This window comes from Planomonospora sp. ID67723 (assembly GCF_015711605.1).
GTDB lineage: Bacteria > Actinomycetota > Actinomycetes > Streptosporangiales > Streptosporangiaceae > Planomonospora_A.
This window is the reverse complement of record NZ_JABTEZ010000001.1, coordinates 1,515,730-1,531,908: the sequence shown is the minus strand read 5'-3', so window position 1 is coordinate 1,531,908 and position 16,179 is coordinate 1,515,730. Positions and strand designations below refer to the sequence as shown.

General features: G+C 69.1%; 18 protein-coding genes and 1 tRNA gene. 4 read left to right on the top strand and 15 right to left on the bottom strand.

Annotated features, from left to right (window positions below; all coding sequences use genetic code 11):
• Nucleotides 1-167: 167 nt before the first annotated feature.
• Nucleotides 168-1,961 carry a bifunctional metallophosphatase/5'-nucleotidase gene (locus tag HS041_RS07290; RefSeq protein ID WP_230878456.1) on the bottom strand — a complete coding sequence of 598 codons (1,794 nt, stop codon included), beginning with the start codon at nucleotides 1,959-1,961 and terminating at the stop codon, nucleotides 168-170.
• Nucleotides 1,962-2,092: 131 nt separating this feature from the next.
• Here HS041_RS07290 and mshD point away from each other — a divergent pair, with 131 nt between their 5' ends.
• Nucleotides 2,093-2,995 (top strand): mycothiol synthase, encoded by a 903-nt coding sequence (mshD, locus tag HS041_RS07285; RefSeq protein WP_196439716.1) that lies wholly within the window; start codon nucleotides 2,093-2,095, stop codon nucleotides 2,993-2,995.
• A 93-nt stretch (nucleotides 2,996-3,088) separates the two neighbouring features.
• Here the strand turns inward: mshD and HS041_RS07280 are convergent, their stop codons facing one another.
• Together HS041_RS07280 and HS041_RS07275 are read right to left on the bottom strand one after the other, a co-directional pair.
• Nucleotides 3,089-4,093 (bottom strand): inorganic phosphate transporter, encoded by a 1,005-nt coding sequence (locus tag HS041_RS07280; RefSeq protein ID WP_196439715.1) that lies wholly within the window; start codon nucleotides 4,091-4,093, stop codon nucleotides 3,089-3,091.
• Nucleotides 4,094-4,711 (bottom strand): DUF47 domain-containing protein, encoded by a 618-nt coding sequence (locus HS041_RS07275; RefSeq protein ID WP_196439714.1) that lies wholly within the window; start codon nucleotides 4,709-4,711, stop codon nucleotides 4,094-4,096.
• Nucleotides 4,712-4,918: 207 nt separating this feature from the next.
• Here HS041_RS07275 and HS041_RS07270 point away from each other — a divergent pair, with 207 nt between their 5' ends.
• Nucleotides 4,919-6,217, top strand: coding sequence for an MFS transporter (locus HS041_RS07270; RefSeq protein WP_196439713.1), 1,299 nt, complete (start codon nucleotides 4,919-4,921; stop codon nucleotides 6,215-6,217).
• On the opposite strand, the gene dcd is transcribed toward HS041_RS07270, so the two are convergent.
• Nucleotides 6,102-6,677: a dCTP deaminase gene (dcd, locus tag HS041_RS07265; RefSeq protein WP_196439712.1), complete on the bottom strand. Its 576-nt coding sequence runs from the start codon at nucleotides 6,675-6,677 to the stop codon at nucleotides 6,102-6,104. The genes HS041_RS07270 and dcd overlap by 116 nt on opposite strands.
• A 107-nt stretch (nucleotides 6,678-6,784) precedes the next feature.
• Between dcd and HS041_RS07260 the strand changes: the two genes are divergently transcribed.
• Nucleotides 6,785-6,858 (top strand) — tRNA-Gly (locus tag HS041_RS07260).
• A 92-nt stretch (nucleotides 6,859-6,950) separates the two neighbouring features.
• On the opposite strand, the gene HS041_RS07255 is transcribed toward HS041_RS07260, so the two are convergent.
• From HS041_RS07255 to HS041_RS07210, 10 genes are all read right to left on the bottom strand, one after another.
• A complete protein-coding gene (locus HS041_RS07255; protein ID WP_196439711.1) occupies nucleotides 6,951-8,129 on the bottom strand; it encodes a tyrosine-type recombinase/integrase in 1,179 nt (392 codons plus the stop codon).
• Nucleotides 8,129-8,380 (bottom strand): excisionase family DNA-binding protein, encoded by a 252-nt coding sequence (locus HS041_RS07250; protein WP_196439710.1) that lies wholly within the window; start codon nucleotides 8,378-8,380, stop codon nucleotides 8,129-8,131. The genes HS041_RS07255 and HS041_RS07250 overlap by 1 nt, the downstream gene beginning before the upstream one ends.
• Nucleotides 8,377-10,053 carry a replication initiator gene (locus HS041_RS07245; RefSeq protein ID WP_196439709.1) on the bottom strand — a complete coding sequence of 559 codons (1,677 nt, stop codon included), beginning with the start codon at nucleotides 10,051-10,053 and terminating at the stop codon, nucleotides 8,377-8,379. The genes HS041_RS07250 and HS041_RS07245 overlap by 4 nt, the downstream gene beginning before the upstream one ends.
• Nucleotides 10,050-10,253 (bottom strand): hypothetical protein, encoded by a 204-nt coding sequence (locus tag HS041_RS07240; protein WP_196439708.1) that lies wholly within the window; start codon nucleotides 10,251-10,253, stop codon nucleotides 10,050-10,052. Before HS041_RS07240 ends, HS041_RS07245 begins: the two co-directional genes overlap by 4 nt.
• Entirely contained in the window at nucleotides 10,250-11,662 is a 1,413-nt protein-coding gene (locus tag HS041_RS07235; protein ID WP_196439707.1) for an FtsK/SpoIIIE domain-containing protein, read from the bottom strand. Before HS041_RS07235 ends, HS041_RS07240 begins: the two co-directional genes overlap by 4 nt.
• 85 nt (nucleotides 11,663-11,747) lie before the next feature.
• Complete coding sequence (locus HS041_RS07230) at nucleotides 11,748-12,053, bottom strand: hypothetical protein (RefSeq protein ID WP_196439706.1); 306 nt, start codon at nucleotides 12,051-12,053, stop codon at nucleotides 11,748-11,750.
• Nucleotides 12,050-12,475 carry a plasmid replication, integration and excision activator gene (locus HS041_RS07225; RefSeq protein WP_196439705.1) on the bottom strand — a complete coding sequence of 142 codons (426 nt, stop codon included), beginning with the start codon at nucleotides 12,473-12,475 and terminating at the stop codon, nucleotides 12,050-12,052. Before HS041_RS07225 ends, HS041_RS07230 begins: the two co-directional genes overlap by 4 nt.
• A gap of 117 nt (nucleotides 12,476-12,592) precedes the next feature.
• Nucleotides 12,593-13,309, bottom strand: coding sequence for a GntR family transcriptional regulator (locus HS041_RS07220; RefSeq protein WP_196439704.1), 717 nt, complete (start codon nucleotides 13,307-13,309; stop codon nucleotides 12,593-12,595).
• Nucleotides 13,310-13,405: 96 nt separating this feature from the next.
• The gene (locus tag HS041_RS07215) at nucleotides 13,406-13,708 is read right to left on the bottom strand and encodes a hypothetical protein (protein ID WP_196439703.1); all 303 of its coding nucleotides are present in this window, start codon (nucleotides 13,706-13,708) and stop codon (nucleotides 13,406-13,408) included.
• Nucleotides 13,705-14,139, bottom strand: a complete 435-nt coding sequence (locus HS041_RS07210) for a hypothetical protein (RefSeq protein ID WP_230878455.1) — start codon at nucleotides 14,137-14,139, stop codon at nucleotides 13,705-13,707. The genes HS041_RS07215 and HS041_RS07210 overlap by 4 nt, the downstream gene beginning before the upstream one ends.
• Nucleotides 14,140-14,259: 120 nt before the next feature.
• Here HS041_RS07210 and HS041_RS07205 point away from each other — a divergent pair, with 120 nt between their 5' ends.
• Nucleotides 14,260-15,477: an NsdA family TPR-like regulatory protein gene (locus HS041_RS07205; RefSeq protein ID WP_196439702.1), complete on the top strand. Its 1,218-nt coding sequence runs from the start codon at nucleotides 14,260-14,262 to the stop codon at nucleotides 15,475-15,477.
• Here the strand turns inward: HS041_RS07205 and HS041_RS07200 are convergent.
• Entirely contained in the window at nucleotides 15,458-16,021 is a 564-nt protein-coding gene (locus tag HS041_RS07200) for an NUDIX hydrolase (protein ID WP_196439701.1), read from the bottom strand. The two genes, HS041_RS07205 and HS041_RS07200, sit on opposite strands and share 20 nt — an antisense overlap.
• Nucleotides 16,022-16,179: the final 158 nt, after the last annotated feature.

Here is a 16,179-nt window from a genome sequence, read left to right as displayed (position 1 = left end):
GGCGGACGGGACCTGGCCGCCGAACGGTGGGGGCGTCGAATCAGCCGATCGGTGGATTGCCACCCAGCCGGGGCGAACGCGGGCAGCGCCCTTCCCATGGGCGCGGAAGGCGGCACACGGAAAAGGGCCCGCCGGGAATCCGGCGGGCCCTGGGTGTTCCGGGCTTGTTACGGCTTGACGGTGATGTGGTTGGGAACCGGAGGCGCGACCACCGGGTTGGCGGCGAAGTAGGCCGCGAAGGCGTCGATGTCGAGCGGGCCGCTCCAGATGTCGGTGCTCTGCTCGAAGGTGTCGAAGGCGTCGCCGCCGCCGACCAGGAAGTTGTTGGCGGCGACCCGGATGGTCTGGGTGTCCGTCACGGCGACACCGTCGATCTTCATGTCGGAGATCTTCGAACCCCACGGCGCGCTGGCGCTGTAGGCGTAGGTGAAGTTCGACGACGGCTGCAGGATCTTGGTGAAGGCCTGCTTGTTGGGGCCGCCGGTGAACTGCTCCTCCAGGACGGTCTTGAGCTGCGCACCGGTGAGGGTGACCACCTGCACCAGGTTGTTGAACGGCTGGACCGCGAAGGCCTCGCCGTACGTCACCACGCCGTCGCCCTCGCCCGCGGGCGAGCCGGCGTAGGTGAGGCTGGCCCGCACGCCGCCCGGGTTCATCAGGGCGATCTGCGCGTTGCCTCCGGTCTTGGCCGCGGCGAGCTGGCCGTCGGCGATGAGGTTGCCGAGCGGGGACTCGCCGGAGGCGGCGGCCGTGTTGACGATGTCCGCCGTGATCTTGCCGATCGGCTTGTTGGCGACCGTGGAGACGCGGTCCTTCCAGGTCTGCACGAACGCGGAGATCTCCGGGTCGGGAGTGACGGTCCGGGTCACGACCTGGTTGTCGGCGACCACCGAGGAGCGCACGACGTCACGGGTCCGCCTGTCCACCTGGAAGTCGACCTTGGTGATCACCCGGCCGAACGAGCCGCCCTGGCTGTAGAGGCGCTTGGCGCCCTTGGGGTCGGTCACCGTGCACAGGTAGGCCTGGTGGGAGTGGCCGCTGAGGATCATGTCGATCTCGGCGTCCACCTGGGTGGCGATGCGGTTGCCCGCGCCCGGCTGGGCGCTGCAGGCGTCGGGCGACTGGTTCGGGGTGACCTGGTCACCCTCGTGCACCAGCACGACCTGGGCCCTGACGCCGACCAGCTTGAGCAGCTTGGAGGCGACGTTGGCGGCCTTGACCTCGTCGACGAACTCCAGGTCCTTGATGCCCTCGGCGGTGACGATGTTCGGAGTGGTCTGGGTGACCAGGCCGATGAAGCCGATCGGCACGCCGTTCATCCAGCGGATGGAGACCGGGGGCAGCGCCGGGACGCCGTACTTCTTCAGCAGCGCGCGCAGCGAGTTCCCGTTCTTGCCGAGCGCGGCGAGCGCGTCCTTCTCGGCGGCTGCGCTCCTCCCCTTGAGGAGGACGTTGGCACCGATGTAGTCGAACTGGGCGCCCTTCCACGGTCCGGCGGGCGAGCAGCCGTCCACCGGGTGGCAGCCGCCGTTCATGATGCGCTTGAGCTCGGCGTAGCCCTCGTCGAACTCGTGGTTGCCCACGGCCGAGGTGGTGACGCCGACCCTGCCGAGGAACTCGACCGAGGGCTCGTCGTGGAAGGCCGCCGAGACCAGCGGGGTGCCGCCGATCAGGTCGCCCTGGGCGACCTTCAACGTGTTCTTGTCGGTGAGCTGCTTGAGGTGGGTGGCCGCATAGGCCGCGCCGCCGGCCTCGACCGTGGCGCCGGTCTCGTCGACCATCCGGCCCGAGGAGCCGGTCGGGGGCTCCAGGTGACCGTGGAAGTCGTTGAGAGAGAGCAGGCGGACCGGCACCGTCTTGGCGGGCGCGTTACCCGCTTCGGCCGGTCCGACCGCGATCACGAGCCCGGCCGAGGCGAGGACGCCGGCCATGGCCAACCGCTGGAAGGAACGGGACATCATGAAACACGACATTAGAGGTGTTATCTATGCAGGGAATGTCTGCAAGGTAACGATTCGCCCTACCTCTAGCTGGCGTTTTTTGCCAGTACCCGATGATCAGAGCGGTCCGGCCCCCGCCTAGAGTCCAGAACATGAACGTGCATGTGGAACGCCGGGAACGGCTCGACGGGCAAGAGGTGGCCGCCGTCCTCGCGATGGTCGAGGCCGCCACGGAGGCCGACGGGGTCCGCCCCCTCAACGAGCACGCGATGCTGCACCTGCGTCACGGGGGCGACGGACAAGCGAGCGCCGTACTGCTCTACGCCGACGGCGCCCTCGCCGGTTATGCGCACGTGGACCCCGCGGACCCGGTCGAGGGACCCGGCGGCGAGCTGGTGATCCACCCCGCCTTCCGCCGGCTCGGGTACGGCCGCCGCCTGCTGCTGGCCGTACTGGAGCAGACCGGGGGCAGGCTCCGGCTCTGGGCGCACGGCGGGCATCCCGCGGCCGCGGCGCTCGCGGCGTCGGCGGGGCTGGCGAAGGTCCGGGCGCTGTGGCAGATGCGGCGCTCGCTGCTGACGGCCGTTCCGGGGTTCGAGCTCCCCGAGGGGGTACGGCTGCGCGCCTTCGACCCGGAGACGGACGGGGAGTCCTGGGTGGCGCTGAACGCCCGCGCCTTCGCCCACCACCCCGAGCAGGGGGCGTGGACGCTGGAGGATCTGAAGCGGCGTGAGCGGGAGTCCTGGTTCGACCCGGCGGGATTCTTCCTCGCGGTGCGCGGGGAGCGGCTCGTCGGCTTCCACTGGACCAAGGTGCACGAGGCGCAGGGCCACGGGCACGAGTCGATCGGCGAGGTCTACGTGGTCGGCGTGGACCCGGCCGAGCAGGGCGGCGGACTGGGCAGGTCACTGACCCTGGCGGGTCTGGAGTACCTCCGCTCGCGCGGCCTGGCGCAGGTGATGCTGTACGTGGACGAGAGCAACACCGCGGCGGTCCGCCTCTACGAGGCGCTGGGGTTCACCCGGTGGGACACCGACGTGATGTACCGGAGGTGACGGCGCCGGCCTGACACGGCCGGGCCGCAACGGCGGGAGGCCCGGCCGGGGAGCACCACGCTCCCCGGCCGGGCCTCCCGGACCGCCGTCCGGCTACTCGACCATCCAGTGCAACGCGTAGTAGGACAGCGCGGCCACCAGCGCGGACGCCGGGATCGTGAGGATCCAGGCGGTCACGATGTTGCCGGCGACCCCCCAGCGCACGGCCGACAGGCGCTTGGTGGCGCCCACGCCCATGATCGCGCTGGTGATGGTGTGGGTGGTGGAGATCGGCGCGCCGAAGCCGATGGCCGCGCCGTACAGGACGGTGGAGGCCGCGGTCTCCGCCGCGAACCCCTGCGGGGGGTCCAGGGCGATGATGCGGCGGCCGAGGGTGCGCATGATGCGCCAGCCGCCCGCGTAGGTGCCCAGCGAGATCGCCGCCGCGGCGGCCAGGATGACCCACTGCGGGATCGGATCGTCCTGCTGGACGTGGCCGCCGACCACGAGCGCCAGGAAGATGACGCCCATGGTCTTCTGCGCGTCCTGCAGGCCGTGGCCGAGGGCCATGGCCGCAGCCGAGATCGTCTGCGCGTGGCGGAAGCCGCGGTTGGCCTTGGCGGGGTTGGCCCGCCGGAAGATCCACAGGATGGCGATCATGATGATCGCGGCCAGGGTGAACCCGACCAGCGGAGAGATGATCATCGGAATGACGACCTTCGCCACCACGCCGTCCCAGTGGATGAAGCTGGCCGAGGCGAGCGCCGAACCGATCAGGCCGCCGATCAGCGCGTGGCTGCTGGAGGAGGGCAGCCCGAAGTACCAGGTGATGAGGTTCCATGTGATCGCGCCGATCAGCCCGGCGCACACGATCACCAGGCCGTGCGATCCCTGGGGGGCGTCGATGATGCCCTTGCCGACGGTCTGGGCCACCTGGGTGCCGAGGTGGGCACCCAGGAAGTTCATCGCCGCCGCCATGAACAGAGCGGCCCTCGGGGTCAGCGCGCGGGTCGAGACCGAGGTCGCGATCGCGTTCGCGGCATCGTGGAAGCCGTTGGTGTAGTCGAAGACCAGCGCCACGACCACCACGCCGATGACGAGGGCGAGCGAGAGGTCCACTTAGCTTTCCTTGACCGCGATCGACTCGATCGTGTTGGCCACGTGCTCGAACGCGTCCGCGGCCCCCTCGAGCTGGTCGATGACCTCTTTCATCTTCATGACGGTGAGCGCGTCGTACTCGCCGCTGAAGAGCTTGGCCAGCAGCCGCCGGTAGACCTGGTCGGCCTGGTTCTCCAGGCGGTTGACCTCGATCCAGTATTCGTTCAGGTTCCTCATCGAGCGAAGCCGGGGCATGGCCTCGGCGGTCAGCTCGGCCGCGCGCTCCAGGACCTCCACCTGTCCGACGACCTCCTTGGGGAGGTGATCGATCTGGTAGAGGACGATGAGGTCGGCCGCGGCCTCCATGAAGTCCATCACGTCGTCGAGATTGGACGCGAGGCGGTAGATGTCCTCGCGGTCGAAGGGTGTGATGAAGCTCTCGTTGAGCCGGTTCATGATCGCATGGGTGCGCTCGTCGCCGGCGTGCTCGCAAGCACGCATCTTCTCGGCCAGGGCTTCCCTGTCCGATCCTTCGCTGATGATCTCGACCAGTAGACGGGACGCTGTGACGAGGTTGTTCGCCGAGTCGGCGAACAAGCCGTAGTAGCTGTCCTCACTAGGTGTGAGACGCAGGCGCACGTCGATCTCCAGATGTGCGGGGATGGTCCGCAGAGAAGAGTAAGGGTTACCAGCGGAAATGCGAACTTCACCCGCTAGACGCCCCTTCTTCGCTCTTTGGCTACCCTGCGTATGCCTGGTGACACCCGAGCGCGGAGAGCTTGACGACATCTTTCCGCTGACCGATTTGCTGGCCTTTGACCATGTTATGCCGAATACTGGTCGCATATGGGGGTCCGGGGAGTCTGGCGAGAGCGCCCGTTCCGTCTTCTCTGGTGCGGTCTGACGGCTTCCGTCGCCGCCGACCACATCTTCCCCATCGCCGTGGTCGTCTCGCTCCTCCGGGACGGTCACAGCGGGTCCGTGGTCGGCGTGGTGCTCGCCGGCCGCCTGGTGGCGCTCGTCACCTTCGCCGTCTTCGGCGGCGTCTGGGCCGACCGATTACCCCGCCGGGTCGTGATGACGGCCTCCCAGTGCTCCCTGCTGCTGATCGTCACCGTGGCCGCCCTCTGGCCCTCCCCGGAACCCGTGGTCCTCGGCGTGGCGGTCTTCCTCGCCGGCGGCACCGAAGCCTTCTTCCGCCCCGCCTTCCAGGCATGCCTGGCCTCGATCCTCCCGATCCGGCTCCACCGCGCGGGCATCGGCCTGACGAGCGCCTCCTGGCGGCTCGGCGCCGTCGCCGGCTCCGTCACCGGCGCCCTCGCGGTCATGCTCCAGAGCACCCAGACGGCGCTCTGGCTCGCCGCGGCGGGCTTCATGACCGGCGCCCTGCTGCTCCGCCGCGTCCAGGAGCCCCCGGCGGCGCACGAGGACCGGCTGCCGGTCTCCGCCGAGATCCGCGAGGGCGTGGCCGAGGTCTCCCGCCGCCCCTGGATGGCCACCGTGATCTCCGTCACGGCACTGCACCAGACCTTCATCGTGGCTCCCGCCCAGGTGCTCCTCCCGGTCACGACCGTGTCACCGTACAGATCACCCCTGGAAGGCATGTACGGCCTCACCCTGGCGGCCCTCTCCCTGGGCGGCCTGATCGGCGCGCTCGTCGCCACCCGCCTGTCCCCGCGCCGGCCCGGCCTGGTGGCCATGGTCGCGCTGCTGCCGTACGGCCTCGTGCCGCTGGCCCTGATGGAGCCGATCGTCCCCGGCTGGGTCTTCACCTGCTACCTGCTGGCCGGGATCGGGCTGGAGATCTCCGCCATCGAGTGGATCGTCGGCATGCTCGGCACCGTCCGGGCCGACCGCCAGGCCCGGGTGGCCTCCCTCGAATGGATGGCCGCGCTGAGCATGACCCCCTTCGCCCTGGCGCTGACGGTCCCCCTCTCCGACCTCCTGGGCCGCGCCCCCTTCCTCGCCGCCAGCGCCGCCAGCGCCCTGCTCCCCCTCCTGGCCCTGCTCGTGCCGGGGCTGATCTCGTTCAGATCGGGGTGCGATGGAAGTTCAGGTACGAACGGCTCGGCGTCGGGCCCCGCTGCCCCTGGTAGCGAGAGCCGTACTTCTCCGACCCGTAAGGATGCTCGGCCGGCGAACTGAGCCGGAACATGCACAGCTGACCGATCTTCATCCCGGGCCAGAGCTTGATCGGCAACGTCGCGACGTTGGAGAGCTCCAGCGTCACGTGGCCGCTGAAGCCCGGATCGATGAAGCCGGCGGTGGAGTGCGTGAGCAGGCCGAGCCGGCCGAGGGAGCTCTTGCCCTCCAGCCGCGAGGCGAGGTCGTCGGGAAGGCTGATGACCTCGTAGGTGCTGGCGAGGACGAACTCCCCGGGGTGCAGGATGAACGGTTCGTCGCCCTCGGGCTCGACCAGGCGGGTGAGGTCGGGCTGCTCGGTCGCCGGGTCGATGTGCGGGTAGCGGTGGTTCTCGAAGACCCTGAAATAGCGGTCGAGACGCACGTCGACGCTGGAGGGTTGGATCATCTCCGGGGCGAAGGGGTCGATCTTCACCCTCCCGGACTCGATCTCGGCACGGATGTCACGATCGGAAAGCAGCACGGGGGCAACCTACCAACCGGCCGGGCAGGGATCAGCCGGGAACTCGATGTTCCAGACGGTCCAGAGTCGCGTGATTTTCCGCTAGAGTGGGGGCGCGGTTCACCGCTGCGGGTGTAGTTCAATGGTAGAACATCAGCTTCCCAAGCTGACAGCGCGGGTTCGATTCCCGTCACCCGCTCCAATCGCTAAGGCCCAGGTCAGGAACATGATTCCGACCCGGGCCTTGATCTTTTTCTGAGCCTGTTCTCACTCGCGTGCCAGATCCGTGCCAGATCAGTTGATCTTGGCTCCGACGAGAGGTGGATCGTCGCCGTCCTCGCCGCCATCCTGCTGCGGCTTGAGTCCCTCCTTGACGATCTCCCCCAACGCGTCGGCGATCACCCGATCCCGATCCTTTGCGGCGTGCAGATAGATCATCGCGGCCTTGGTGCTGGAGTGGCCCATCCGCGCCATCAACTCCTTGAGCGAGGCACCGGTCATCGCGGCCAGGGTGTTGCCCGTGTGACGCAGATCATGGATATGGATTGCCGGAAGCTCGGCCTCCTTGATCGCCCTGGCCCAGACCTTCGTGAAGTTGCTCCGCCGGAGCTGCGCGCCCTTCTCCCCCACGAAGACCAGGCCGTCAGACTCCGGCTCGCTGAACCGCTGGAGGTGCCAGGCCAGGTCACCCATGATGATCTCCGGCAGAGTGACCACCCGGGCCCCCGCGTCCGACTTCGGCCGGCCGGTGAGCAACTCCCCCGTCTTCATCTCCGAGACGGACGCCTCGATCCTGACCGTCCGCACCTCAAGGTCGAGGTTGTGACGCCGCAGGGCCGCCAGCTCTCCCCACCGCATGCTGCCGAACGTCGCAAGGAGGACCAGAGCGCGAAATCGGGGAGGCACGGCACCGGCGAGTTTGAAGACCTCCGGCACCGTGAGCACGGGCCGTTCCTCCGGCCGCTCCACACCGGCGTTCTTGATCCGGCACGGGTTCTTCTTGATCAGGTCGTCCTCTACCGCCGTGTTCAGGATGCCCCGCAGCAGGCGGTACGCCTTGGCCACGGTGGACGCTCCGGGGCCGCCGTCGCTCAGGAGCTTGGTGTGCCACTGCCGAACGTGACGCGAGGTGATCTCGATCAGGAGCTTGTTCCCGAAGGCCGGGAGGATGTGAAGCCGGAGCAGGCCCTCATAGAGCTGGGCCGTCTTGGGCCGGAGCGTCCGCTCACTCATCCACGAAGTCGCGTAGTCCCGGAAGGCGATCTTCCCGGCGTCCGGGTCCGTCCACTCCTGTTCATGGATCTCCGCCTCCTTCCTGGTGAGCCAGATTTCCGCATCGGTCTTGCTCGGGAAGGTCTGCGGGGCCGTACGTTCCACGCCGTCAGGCCCGGCGTAACGCGCCTGGAAACGTCCGGACGGCAGCTTGCGAACGGCCCCGAACCGGCGACGGTGCCCCTTGTTGTTGCCGCTCATCAGACGGCCCTCCTTCTGCGTGTGGTGATCGGTTCGACGAGCCCCGCCGCGATGAACGCCTCAAGCGCCGCTTCAGGGATGCGGACGTTGCGCCCGACGTGGACAAAGGTGATGCGCCGCTCTGCGATGAGGCGGCGGGGGAAGCGGACCGAGGTGTTCAGCCGTTCGGCTGCCTGCTCCACAGTGAGAAGCCGGCCCTGCGCCAGCTCGGGGAGGGCCGCGGCCGGGATCTGTGCGCTCTTCCTGGTCATGCAGCCTCCCCGACTGCCGAAAGATCGGCGATGGGGTGACCGATGGCTTCCGCTTGCCGGGCGAGGAGGGTTGCTCGCCAGCGCTGGCGGTCGGCGACCATGCGCAGCAGTCGCAGGGCGAGCGAGGGGACGTCGCCGTCTCCGGCCGGGACGGGCTTCCAGAGGTAGCGGTGCGGGTCGATCGGCTCATCGGCCAAGCCGAGGGCTTCCAGGACCCAGGTCCGGCGGTCGCGCTTGTGCTCGGCCAGGGTCTTGTTCGACCACTTCCGCGAGACCAGGACCCGGCGGCCCGCGTAGCCGAGGTGTTCGGGCTTGTGCGCCTTGCCCCGGCACCGGCCCGGCGTCATGCCCGGCTTGGCGTCCTTCGGCTGCACCCCGTACCGCAGCCAGTTCGGGCACGACGGCGAGCACGGCTCGTACCGCAGGGCCTCGACCAGCCGGGCCGCGTGATCCCGCCGAGCGGCGTCATCGGCGTCGAGGCTCTCGCCGAGGGACTTGGTCAGGTACTTCGACAGGTAGCGGATGCACTGATCGGCGTCCGGGGTCCCGGCGAGCACGCCCTGAACGTCGACCTGGTCACCGAAACGGATCACGTGCAGGGGTTCGGCGTCATCGTCGGCGTCGAGCCGGTCGAGGGCCTCATCCCAGGTGGGGAGAAGCTCTCCCGTGGTGGGGTCGAGGTAGTCGCCGTCCTGCCCGTCGGGATAGTCACCACCGTCGGGCAGGTCGGCCCGCGGCGTCCACACCGGCAGGTGATCGCCCTCGAAGCGGATCTCATCGGCCGCCGGCCACCACACCTGGTGATACGTCGCCGCCGTGATGGCCTTGATCTCCGCGCGGGGCAGGGTGCCCCGGATCGCCATGTGGAGATGAGGCGCGAGCCGCTTCTGAGGTTCGACGGATGCGAAGTACTGCACGTCATAGCCCGCCACCCGGCGCAGGTTCTGCACGAACCGGTCGACCAGCTTGGAGAAGTGCAGCGCGTCCCGAGCCGCCCGCCGGTAGTCGTAGGTGCTCGGGTCGACCGGCACGCCCTGCCCCGCCCGAATGCGGCCGTAGGACGGCAGGGTGAGCGTGATGAACATCGACGGCCGGTAGACCTTCCCATCGGTACCGGGGAAGGCTCTACCGAGCGTGGTGGGGCTCATGGCCCGCTTGGGCAGGTCCGGGGCGTCCTGGCGCCGCCGGGTCGAGCGGGAGCGCCGGGAGGCCGCCCGGCCGGAGAGACTGCCCCGCATCCCGGCCGCGTTGATCTCAGCGTCCAGTTCCTGGATCACGTCGTCCCACTCGGCGACCTCCTCGGGCATGCCGTCGCGTTCAGCGGTGTCCCGCTTGGCCTGCACGTCTGCACGGAACTCGATCAGCCATCGCTGCTCCTCGTCCGGCTCATCCGGGGTGGTCACCGGTTCGGCGTCCAAGTGCCAGCCCTCCCGGCACTGCGCCATGCGCAGGTAGCGGTTGCGCTTGGCGCACGGCGGACAGGTGGCCTCTCGGGTGGCCCCGCACGGGACGTTGACGTCCTCGCTCTGCCCGGTACGGACATCGAGCCGCCGCAGCACGATCGGGCGGATGCACACGCCGTTGTGCTTGGCGATCTCCACCGCCACGTCCAGCGCGACCGGCATCCGCTGCCGCTGCGCCCGCGACAGACCCCGGTCGTTCGGGTCGCTCATTCGTTCACCTCCTCACGGTGGATCTCGGCCAGCTCCGCCGCCAGGCGGAACACGGTCCCGTAGGGGTCGACGGTCACGGAGACGTTCGACAGCTCGAAGGCCACCACCCGCTGCGTACGGCGCGGCCCCAGCAGCGCCAGGATCGGCCGCTCGCAGATGCGGGTGATCTCCTCATCGGTGCCGTAGAAGCAGACCCTCACGCCGCCACCGCCTCGGCCATCACGCGGATGTCGGCATCGGAGACGTAGGCCGCGCGCACCCGGATCGGATCGGGCGAGGCTTCCAGGCGGACATAGCCGACGCCCGCTCCTTGCTCCGGGATCGGGGAGATGTGATCGGCCAGCGCGCCCCGGTCCCGGGCGCCGTCACCGAGGACCATGTCCACCTGCTCGGACTCGTCCAGCCTCAGAGCGATCTTGTCGGGGAACAGGTTGCGGATGTTCAGCACGTCCTTGCGCGGGTCCTGGAGCGCCGCCATCACCCCGACCCCGACCGCCCGACCCTGCGTGGTGAGCGTGGCCAGCGCGGCTGTGATGCGCAGTTTCAGGCCCTTGTCGGACTGGTAGGCGGTCAGGAACGCCACCTCGTCGACGACCACCAGGACGAAGGGGTCCTCCGGTGTCGGGGTGTGGGAGCGCTGGAGGCCGGCGAACCGGTCGGCCCGCTCCTGCATCACCGCCACGGCCGCTTCCAGCAGATCGGCGCACTGCTCCGGGGTCGCCGCGTACCGCTCCCCGAACAGGGCACGGCCGAAGGACAGTTCCATGCGCTTGGGATCCAGCGCCCAGATCTGCACCAGGCCCGCACGGACGGCCGGGAGCAGGCCGCGGATGGTCGACCAGATGACCGAGCCCTTGCCCGCTCCGGTGGCCCCGGCGACGAGGACATGGGTGCCGTGGACCTTCAATAGCCACGGGGTGCCGTCCTCGCGGGTGCCGACTCGCACCGGCCCCACCGATACCTCTTCCGGGATCGGCATCGCCGGAAGCGGCGTGACCAGGGGATCATGCCGGGGGAAGACGAGCACCAGGCGGCCCGCCCGCGCGATGGAGACCCGGCAGGAACGCGCCCCGAAGCCGTGCGCCAGGTGGTCGATGCGGTCGGCCCAGTCCTTGACCGCTTGGCCATGCAGCATCTTGACCGTCACGACGTCGGCCCACGAGGTGCAGCGCACCCGCACCAGGTGGGGGAGGTAGTCCCGGCCGCGCAGATGCCGCCCGAGCCCGGAGACGACCATCACGGCCTGCCAGTGCCGCCGGTAGATCCACACGAAGCGCCAGAAGGCCAGCAGCCGCCGGCCGACCAGGCGCAGGAACGAGGGCCGGTGCGCCGAGCACCACAGCGCCAGGGCGGTCACGGCCGCCGCAACCACGACCAGGCTCATGCGCCAGCCGTACAACCACGCCACCGCGCACGGGACGGCGACGACGGCCGAGGCGACCGGGTGCCGCCAGAGCAGCCGCACTAGGCCGGCGACGAGCCGCCAGGCGAAGATGACGAGCGTGACGAACGCCGGGGTGCGAACCACCGCCGGGCGGAAGACCACGGCGGTATCGGGGGTGGTGGAGACGAGATGCTGTGCCTCGTCGCCGGGCATCTTCTTGAACATTAGGCTGGTGTCCTCTCTTGAATCGCATCTGGGGAGAACCGAGGGGCCGCCGGAAGTTGCCGCTTCTGGCGGCCCCGCTTGCGTGTCAGGCCGCGTTGGTGCCGGCCGAGGTGGCGTGTTCGGCGTGCAGGTGCTCGCACATGGCGAGGTAGCGTGCGGTGGCGTCGGCGAGTCGGCGGGCGAGTGTTACGTCCTGGTCGGTGACCGGTCCGCCGCCCGTGGTGGACAGCGACACCCGCGCCTCGGCGCTGGAGATGGTCAGGATCGGCCGCTGGCGTTCGGTCTCCAGCACCGTGACCGCCAGGTCGCCGGTGTGGAAGGAGACGCCGAGCCGGGTCCCGTCGGCGTCGATCGACGTCGTGACGAAGGTGTACGGCTTGTGCTCGCTCACGCCGCGACCTCCTTACCGGCCGTCGTCTTGACCGGGGCTCCGGCCGCGCGGGGAGCCCGCATGGACGTGGCCCGGATGGAGTAGGCCAGGCGGCCGGTGTTCTGGCCGACGTACGGGGTCACGGTCATGCCGTCGAACTCGACCGGCACGAACGGCAGGCCCGGCAGCGCGGGCGGAACAACCGGCTCGACCGGCGACAGGATCTTGACCGACACCGTCTTCTGGCCGGCCTTCACCGCCGGGTCGGCGTCCATCACCGCGACCTGCCAGACGAGTTCACCGGTGGTCTTGTCCTTGGCGTAGACGGTCCGGCTGCTGGTCGAGGCGTCGAAGTCCTTGACCTGCTCGACCGCGCCGACGATGTAGCAGCCGTGCGGGAAGACCTGCTCGAAGCTGATCGGAATGGGTCCCTGGATAGCCATGATCACTCCTTTCATTGGGAACGCCCTTCATTCGGACGTCCACTTGTGCGGACAAGTTGAGAGTAAGCGATCCCACTCGTCCGCACAAGTGAATAAGCGGATCGAGTGGGAGAGCCGTCAGGTCACCGGGTAGACGTCGAGCAACTCATGCAGGTCCCCCGGCATGGCCACGCTCATGGCCAGCAGCACGGTTCCCGAGGCGTCGTGCACCGTGGCCAGCACCCCGAGCACGGGCGTGGACGAGCCGAGCACCTCGGCTTCCTGCTCGGTCGACATGCGCGCGGTCAGGCGTTCGGTGATGTGGTCGAAGCGCAGATGCTTGACCGCCTGGAGATGCTGGCGGATCCCGTGCCGCAGCGGTTCGGGCTTGTCCAGGTCGGTGCCGAGTGCCACCTCCAGCGGGAACCAGAAGGTCTCCACCGCGGAGCGTCGGCCGCCCTGCTTGGCCACCCTCCGGCGTTCGATCACCGGAGTCCGGGCGTCGACCCCCAGCAGGCGCGCGACGTGCCGGGGAGCCGGAACGCGGCGCACGTCGGTGATGCTCTCGGCGCTCTCGGCGTGCTCGGCGGTCTCCAGCGCGGGCCGGATCCGGTCGGCCGAGGTCTCCGGCCGGCCTTTGACAAACGAGCCGCGCCCGTGCTCGCGCTCGATCCACCCTTGCATGGCCAAGGTCTGCAACGCCCGCACCACGGTGGTCCGGCCGACGCCGAACTCCCGGACGAGCTGCGTCTCGGACGGCAGCATGTCACCGGGCGCGTATTCACCATCGGTGATGCGCTGCTGTATCGCCGTCATCACCTGGGCGTACTTCGGTGGGGCGAAGTCCATGCTCATCTCAACCGCCCGATCACTCTTCCACTTGTCTGCATAAGCACAGTACCGGCGGAGTGGAGACCTGTCAGGACCTCAGCACCCACGGGCATCTCGAGGTCAGCGGACCAGGCCCGCCACCAGCGCCGACCACATCTCCCGCGCTCTGCGGCACGACCACGCCTCACTGTAGGAGACGGCCCGCCCGCCGTCCCGGTCGACGGTGCGGCGGATGAACGCCAGTCCGCCGGCCTCGCACAACTCGTAGAAGGTCACCCGGTGCTGATGGCAGGTCCAGGCCACCACCCGCACCCGGCCGAACCGCGCCGCGCCGTACCAGGTCAACGCCCGGTGCTCATCCCGCACCGGAGGCAGGTGCAGGGACGGGCACGGCGATTCCCAGCCGAGGGCCCGAGCGTTCACGAGGTGACCCGCTCGAAGCGCACCGTCCCGGCCGGGTCCACCGTCGCCGTGAAGATGATCCGCCGGGACCAGTCGTCCGGGACGGTGCCGAAGTCGTAGACCCGGTGGACGATGCGCCCCCACACCGTCACGTCGGCCTGCGCAGGTTCGGCCGCCAGGCGGCGCAGCGCCGTGCGCAGGGTGTCCATCGCGGTGGCCTGCCCGGAGTTGGTCCCGCACGGTCCCAGCTCGTCGACCCCGGCGGAGGTGGAGAACACCTCCCATTCGAACATCTCCACGACTTGCGTGCTCGGGTCGTTGCTGTCGCAGTACAGGCAGTCCTCGCGCGCGGACATCTCCAGGTGCAGCCCCATGGCCGCCACGCATCCCCGACGAGTGACGATCTTCCAGCCGCGCCCGTCACACGCGGTGCACTTAACCGGTGTTGTCATGCCGGAAAGGATGTCCAACCAGACTTTCTCCGCCTATTCCACGCGGATATACCAGGGTGAGATATAGAGTCCGGCCTGTAGCGATGCACCACCTCGGGGACTGGCAACCGGAGGACGGGAATGCACGGGAACGCGTTCGACCCGATCGAGATCCCCGCTCAGGTGTGGGACCGCGAAGAAAGCCGGGAAATCCTCAAAAGCCGGGATGTAGCCGGGTTGTTCAACCTCGCTGTCAAGTACAGCGGCGCCACCCAGGTCCGCATCAGCACCGCCACCGGCATCCCGCAAGGCCGCATCAGCGAGATCATCCGCCGCCAGCGCCAGGTCACCGACCTGGAGGTGTTCGAGCGCATCGCCGCCGGCCTGGGCCTGCCCGACCACGCGCGCATGCTCTTCGGCCTGGCCCCGCTCGATACCGCCTCCCCGACCGGTGACCACGGAGGCGAGCACCAGGAGCAGATCGAGGAGCTGACGGCCCGCCTCGAAGCCTCCGCCGTTGTCGACCCCGTCATGGTCATGATCCTGACGATGGAGACCAACAGCCTCCGGCTGATGGACCGCCGCGTCGGCGGAGTGGCCATCGCCGACAAGATGCGCGCTCAGATCGCCCACATCGAACACGTCCACCGCCACGCGGTGCGGCCCGGCATCCGCGCCCAGCTCGCCCACGTCCTTGCCGAAACCTCGTCCCTGGCCGGCTGGCAGGCCATCAACACCGGTGCCCTGGCCGATGCGTGGGATCACTACGAGCGCGCCAAGGCCGCCGCCCGCGAAGCCGACAACCCCGCCGTCCTGGCCTACGTCTCCGGCGAGCAGGCATACGTGCTCATGGACCTGGGACGGCCGGCCGAGGCCACCGAACTCCTCCAGTACCTGCACGCCACCCATCGCGACCGCATCCCCCCGCGCCTGCGGACCTGGCTGGCCGCCGCCGAAGCCGAGGCCGCCGCCATCCTCGGGGATGAGGCCACCTGCCGCACCGCGCTGGAGCAGGCCGCCGCCCTGCTGCCGGACGGGGCCGCCGACGAGGACATGCCGTACCTGTCACTGGATCGCCATCACCTGGCCCGCTGGCGCGGCAATTGCCTGGTGCGCTTCGGCGATCCTGGCACGGTCGAGGATCTGCGCTCCGCGCTGGCCGGGATGGACGGCACCTACAACCGCGCCGAGTCTGCCCTCCGCTGTGACCTGGGCCACGCCCTGTTGGCCGGAGGGGAGCCCGAGGCTGCCCAGCCGCACATTCAGCGCGCCCAGCAGTTGGCGACCATGACCGGCTCCCGTCGTCAGCGCAAGCGCATCGAGGAGTTGTCCCGGGCGGTCAAGCGCGCCTTGAACTGAGCCGCGCCTGAGCCGCATACAGCCCGATCAACGTCCCTGACGTCCAGATGTCCCCGCGGGCGATCATGTCCGGGATCTCCGCCATCGGGATCCACTCGATGAGGTCCGCTTCCACCTCTTCACCGGTCGGCTTGCCGACGAGGTCAGCACCGCGGACGAGGAACAGGCTGTGCTCCGAATCCACCATGCCGGCCATCGGCTGGTAGGTGACCAGGTGCTCTGTCTCCTTGGGCCGGTATCCGGTCTCCTCCTCCACCTCACGGACGGCCGTCGTCATCGGATCCTCGCCCGCGTCGACCAGGCCGCCCGGCAGCTCCCAGCCCCACCGGTCGAACAGGAACCGGTGCCGCCACATCATCAGCACCCGGTCCTGCTCATCGACCACCACCGCGATAGCCGCCCGGTCCAGATGCACCGCGTGATGCTCGAACCGCTCCCCATCGGGGATCTCCACGTCGACCAGGCCCAGCCGGATCCACCGGTTGTCGTAGACCAGGCGTTCCCCGTGCACGATCCAGCGCGTCTGCTCTTCGTTGGTAGCCACACCGTGAAGTTACCGGCCGAGGTCGTCGACGTACATGGGGACCAGGGGGTCACCGACCCTCCTGGTTAGCTGGTCAGCTATAACATACGTTGCCGCACGCTCCGCGAGATATTTCCCTCTCCCAAGAGAAGGCACAACCCCAAAAGAACCATCAGCGT

Excerpts from the sequence above, each read along its gene's own strand:
- mshD (WP_196439716.1), top strand. The coding sequence starts at position 2,093 with ATGAACGTGCATGTGGAACGCCGGGAACGGCTCGACGGGCAAGAGGTG.
- HS041_RS07255 (WP_196439711.1), bottom strand. The coding sequence starts at position 8,129 with ATGAGCGGCAACAACAAGGGGCACCGTCGCCGGTTCGGGGCCGTTCGC.
- HS041_RS07245 (WP_196439709.1), bottom strand. The coding sequence starts at position 10,053 with ATGAGCGACCCGAACGACCGGGGTCTGTCGCGGGCGCAGCGGCAGCGG.
- HS041_RS07220 (WP_196439704.1), bottom strand. The coding sequence starts at position 13,309 with ATGAGCATGGACTTCGCCCCACCGAAGTACGCCCAGGTGATGACGGCG.
- HS041_RS07205 (WP_196439702.1), top strand. The coding sequence starts at position 14,260 with ATGCACGGGAACGCGTTCGACCCGATCGAGATCCCCGCTCAGGTGTGG.
- HS041_RS07225 (WP_196439705.1), bottom strand. The coding sequence starts at position 12,475 with ATGGCTATCCAGGGACCCATTCCGATCAGCTTCGAGCAGGTCTTCCCG.
- HS041_RS07235 (WP_196439707.1), bottom strand. The coding sequence starts at position 11,662 with ATGTTCAAGAAGATGCCCGGCGACGAGGCACAGCATCTCGTCTCCACC.
- HS041_RS07250 (WP_196439710.1), bottom strand. The coding sequence starts at position 8,380 with ATGACCAGGAAGAGCGCACAGATCCCGGCCGCGGCCCTCCCCGAGCTG.
- HS041_RS07210 (WP_230878455.1), bottom strand. The coding sequence starts at position 14,139 with ATGACAACACCGGTTAAGTGCACCGCGTGTGACGGGCGCGGCTGGAAG.
- HS041_RS07290 (WP_230878456.1), bottom strand. The coding sequence starts at position 1,961 with ATGATGTCCCGTTCCTTCCAGCGGTTGGCCATGGCCGGCGTCCTCGCC.
- HS041_RS07270 (WP_196439713.1), top strand. The coding sequence starts at position 4,919 with ATGGGGGTCCGGGGAGTCTGGCGAGAGCGCCCGTTCCGTCTTCTCTGG.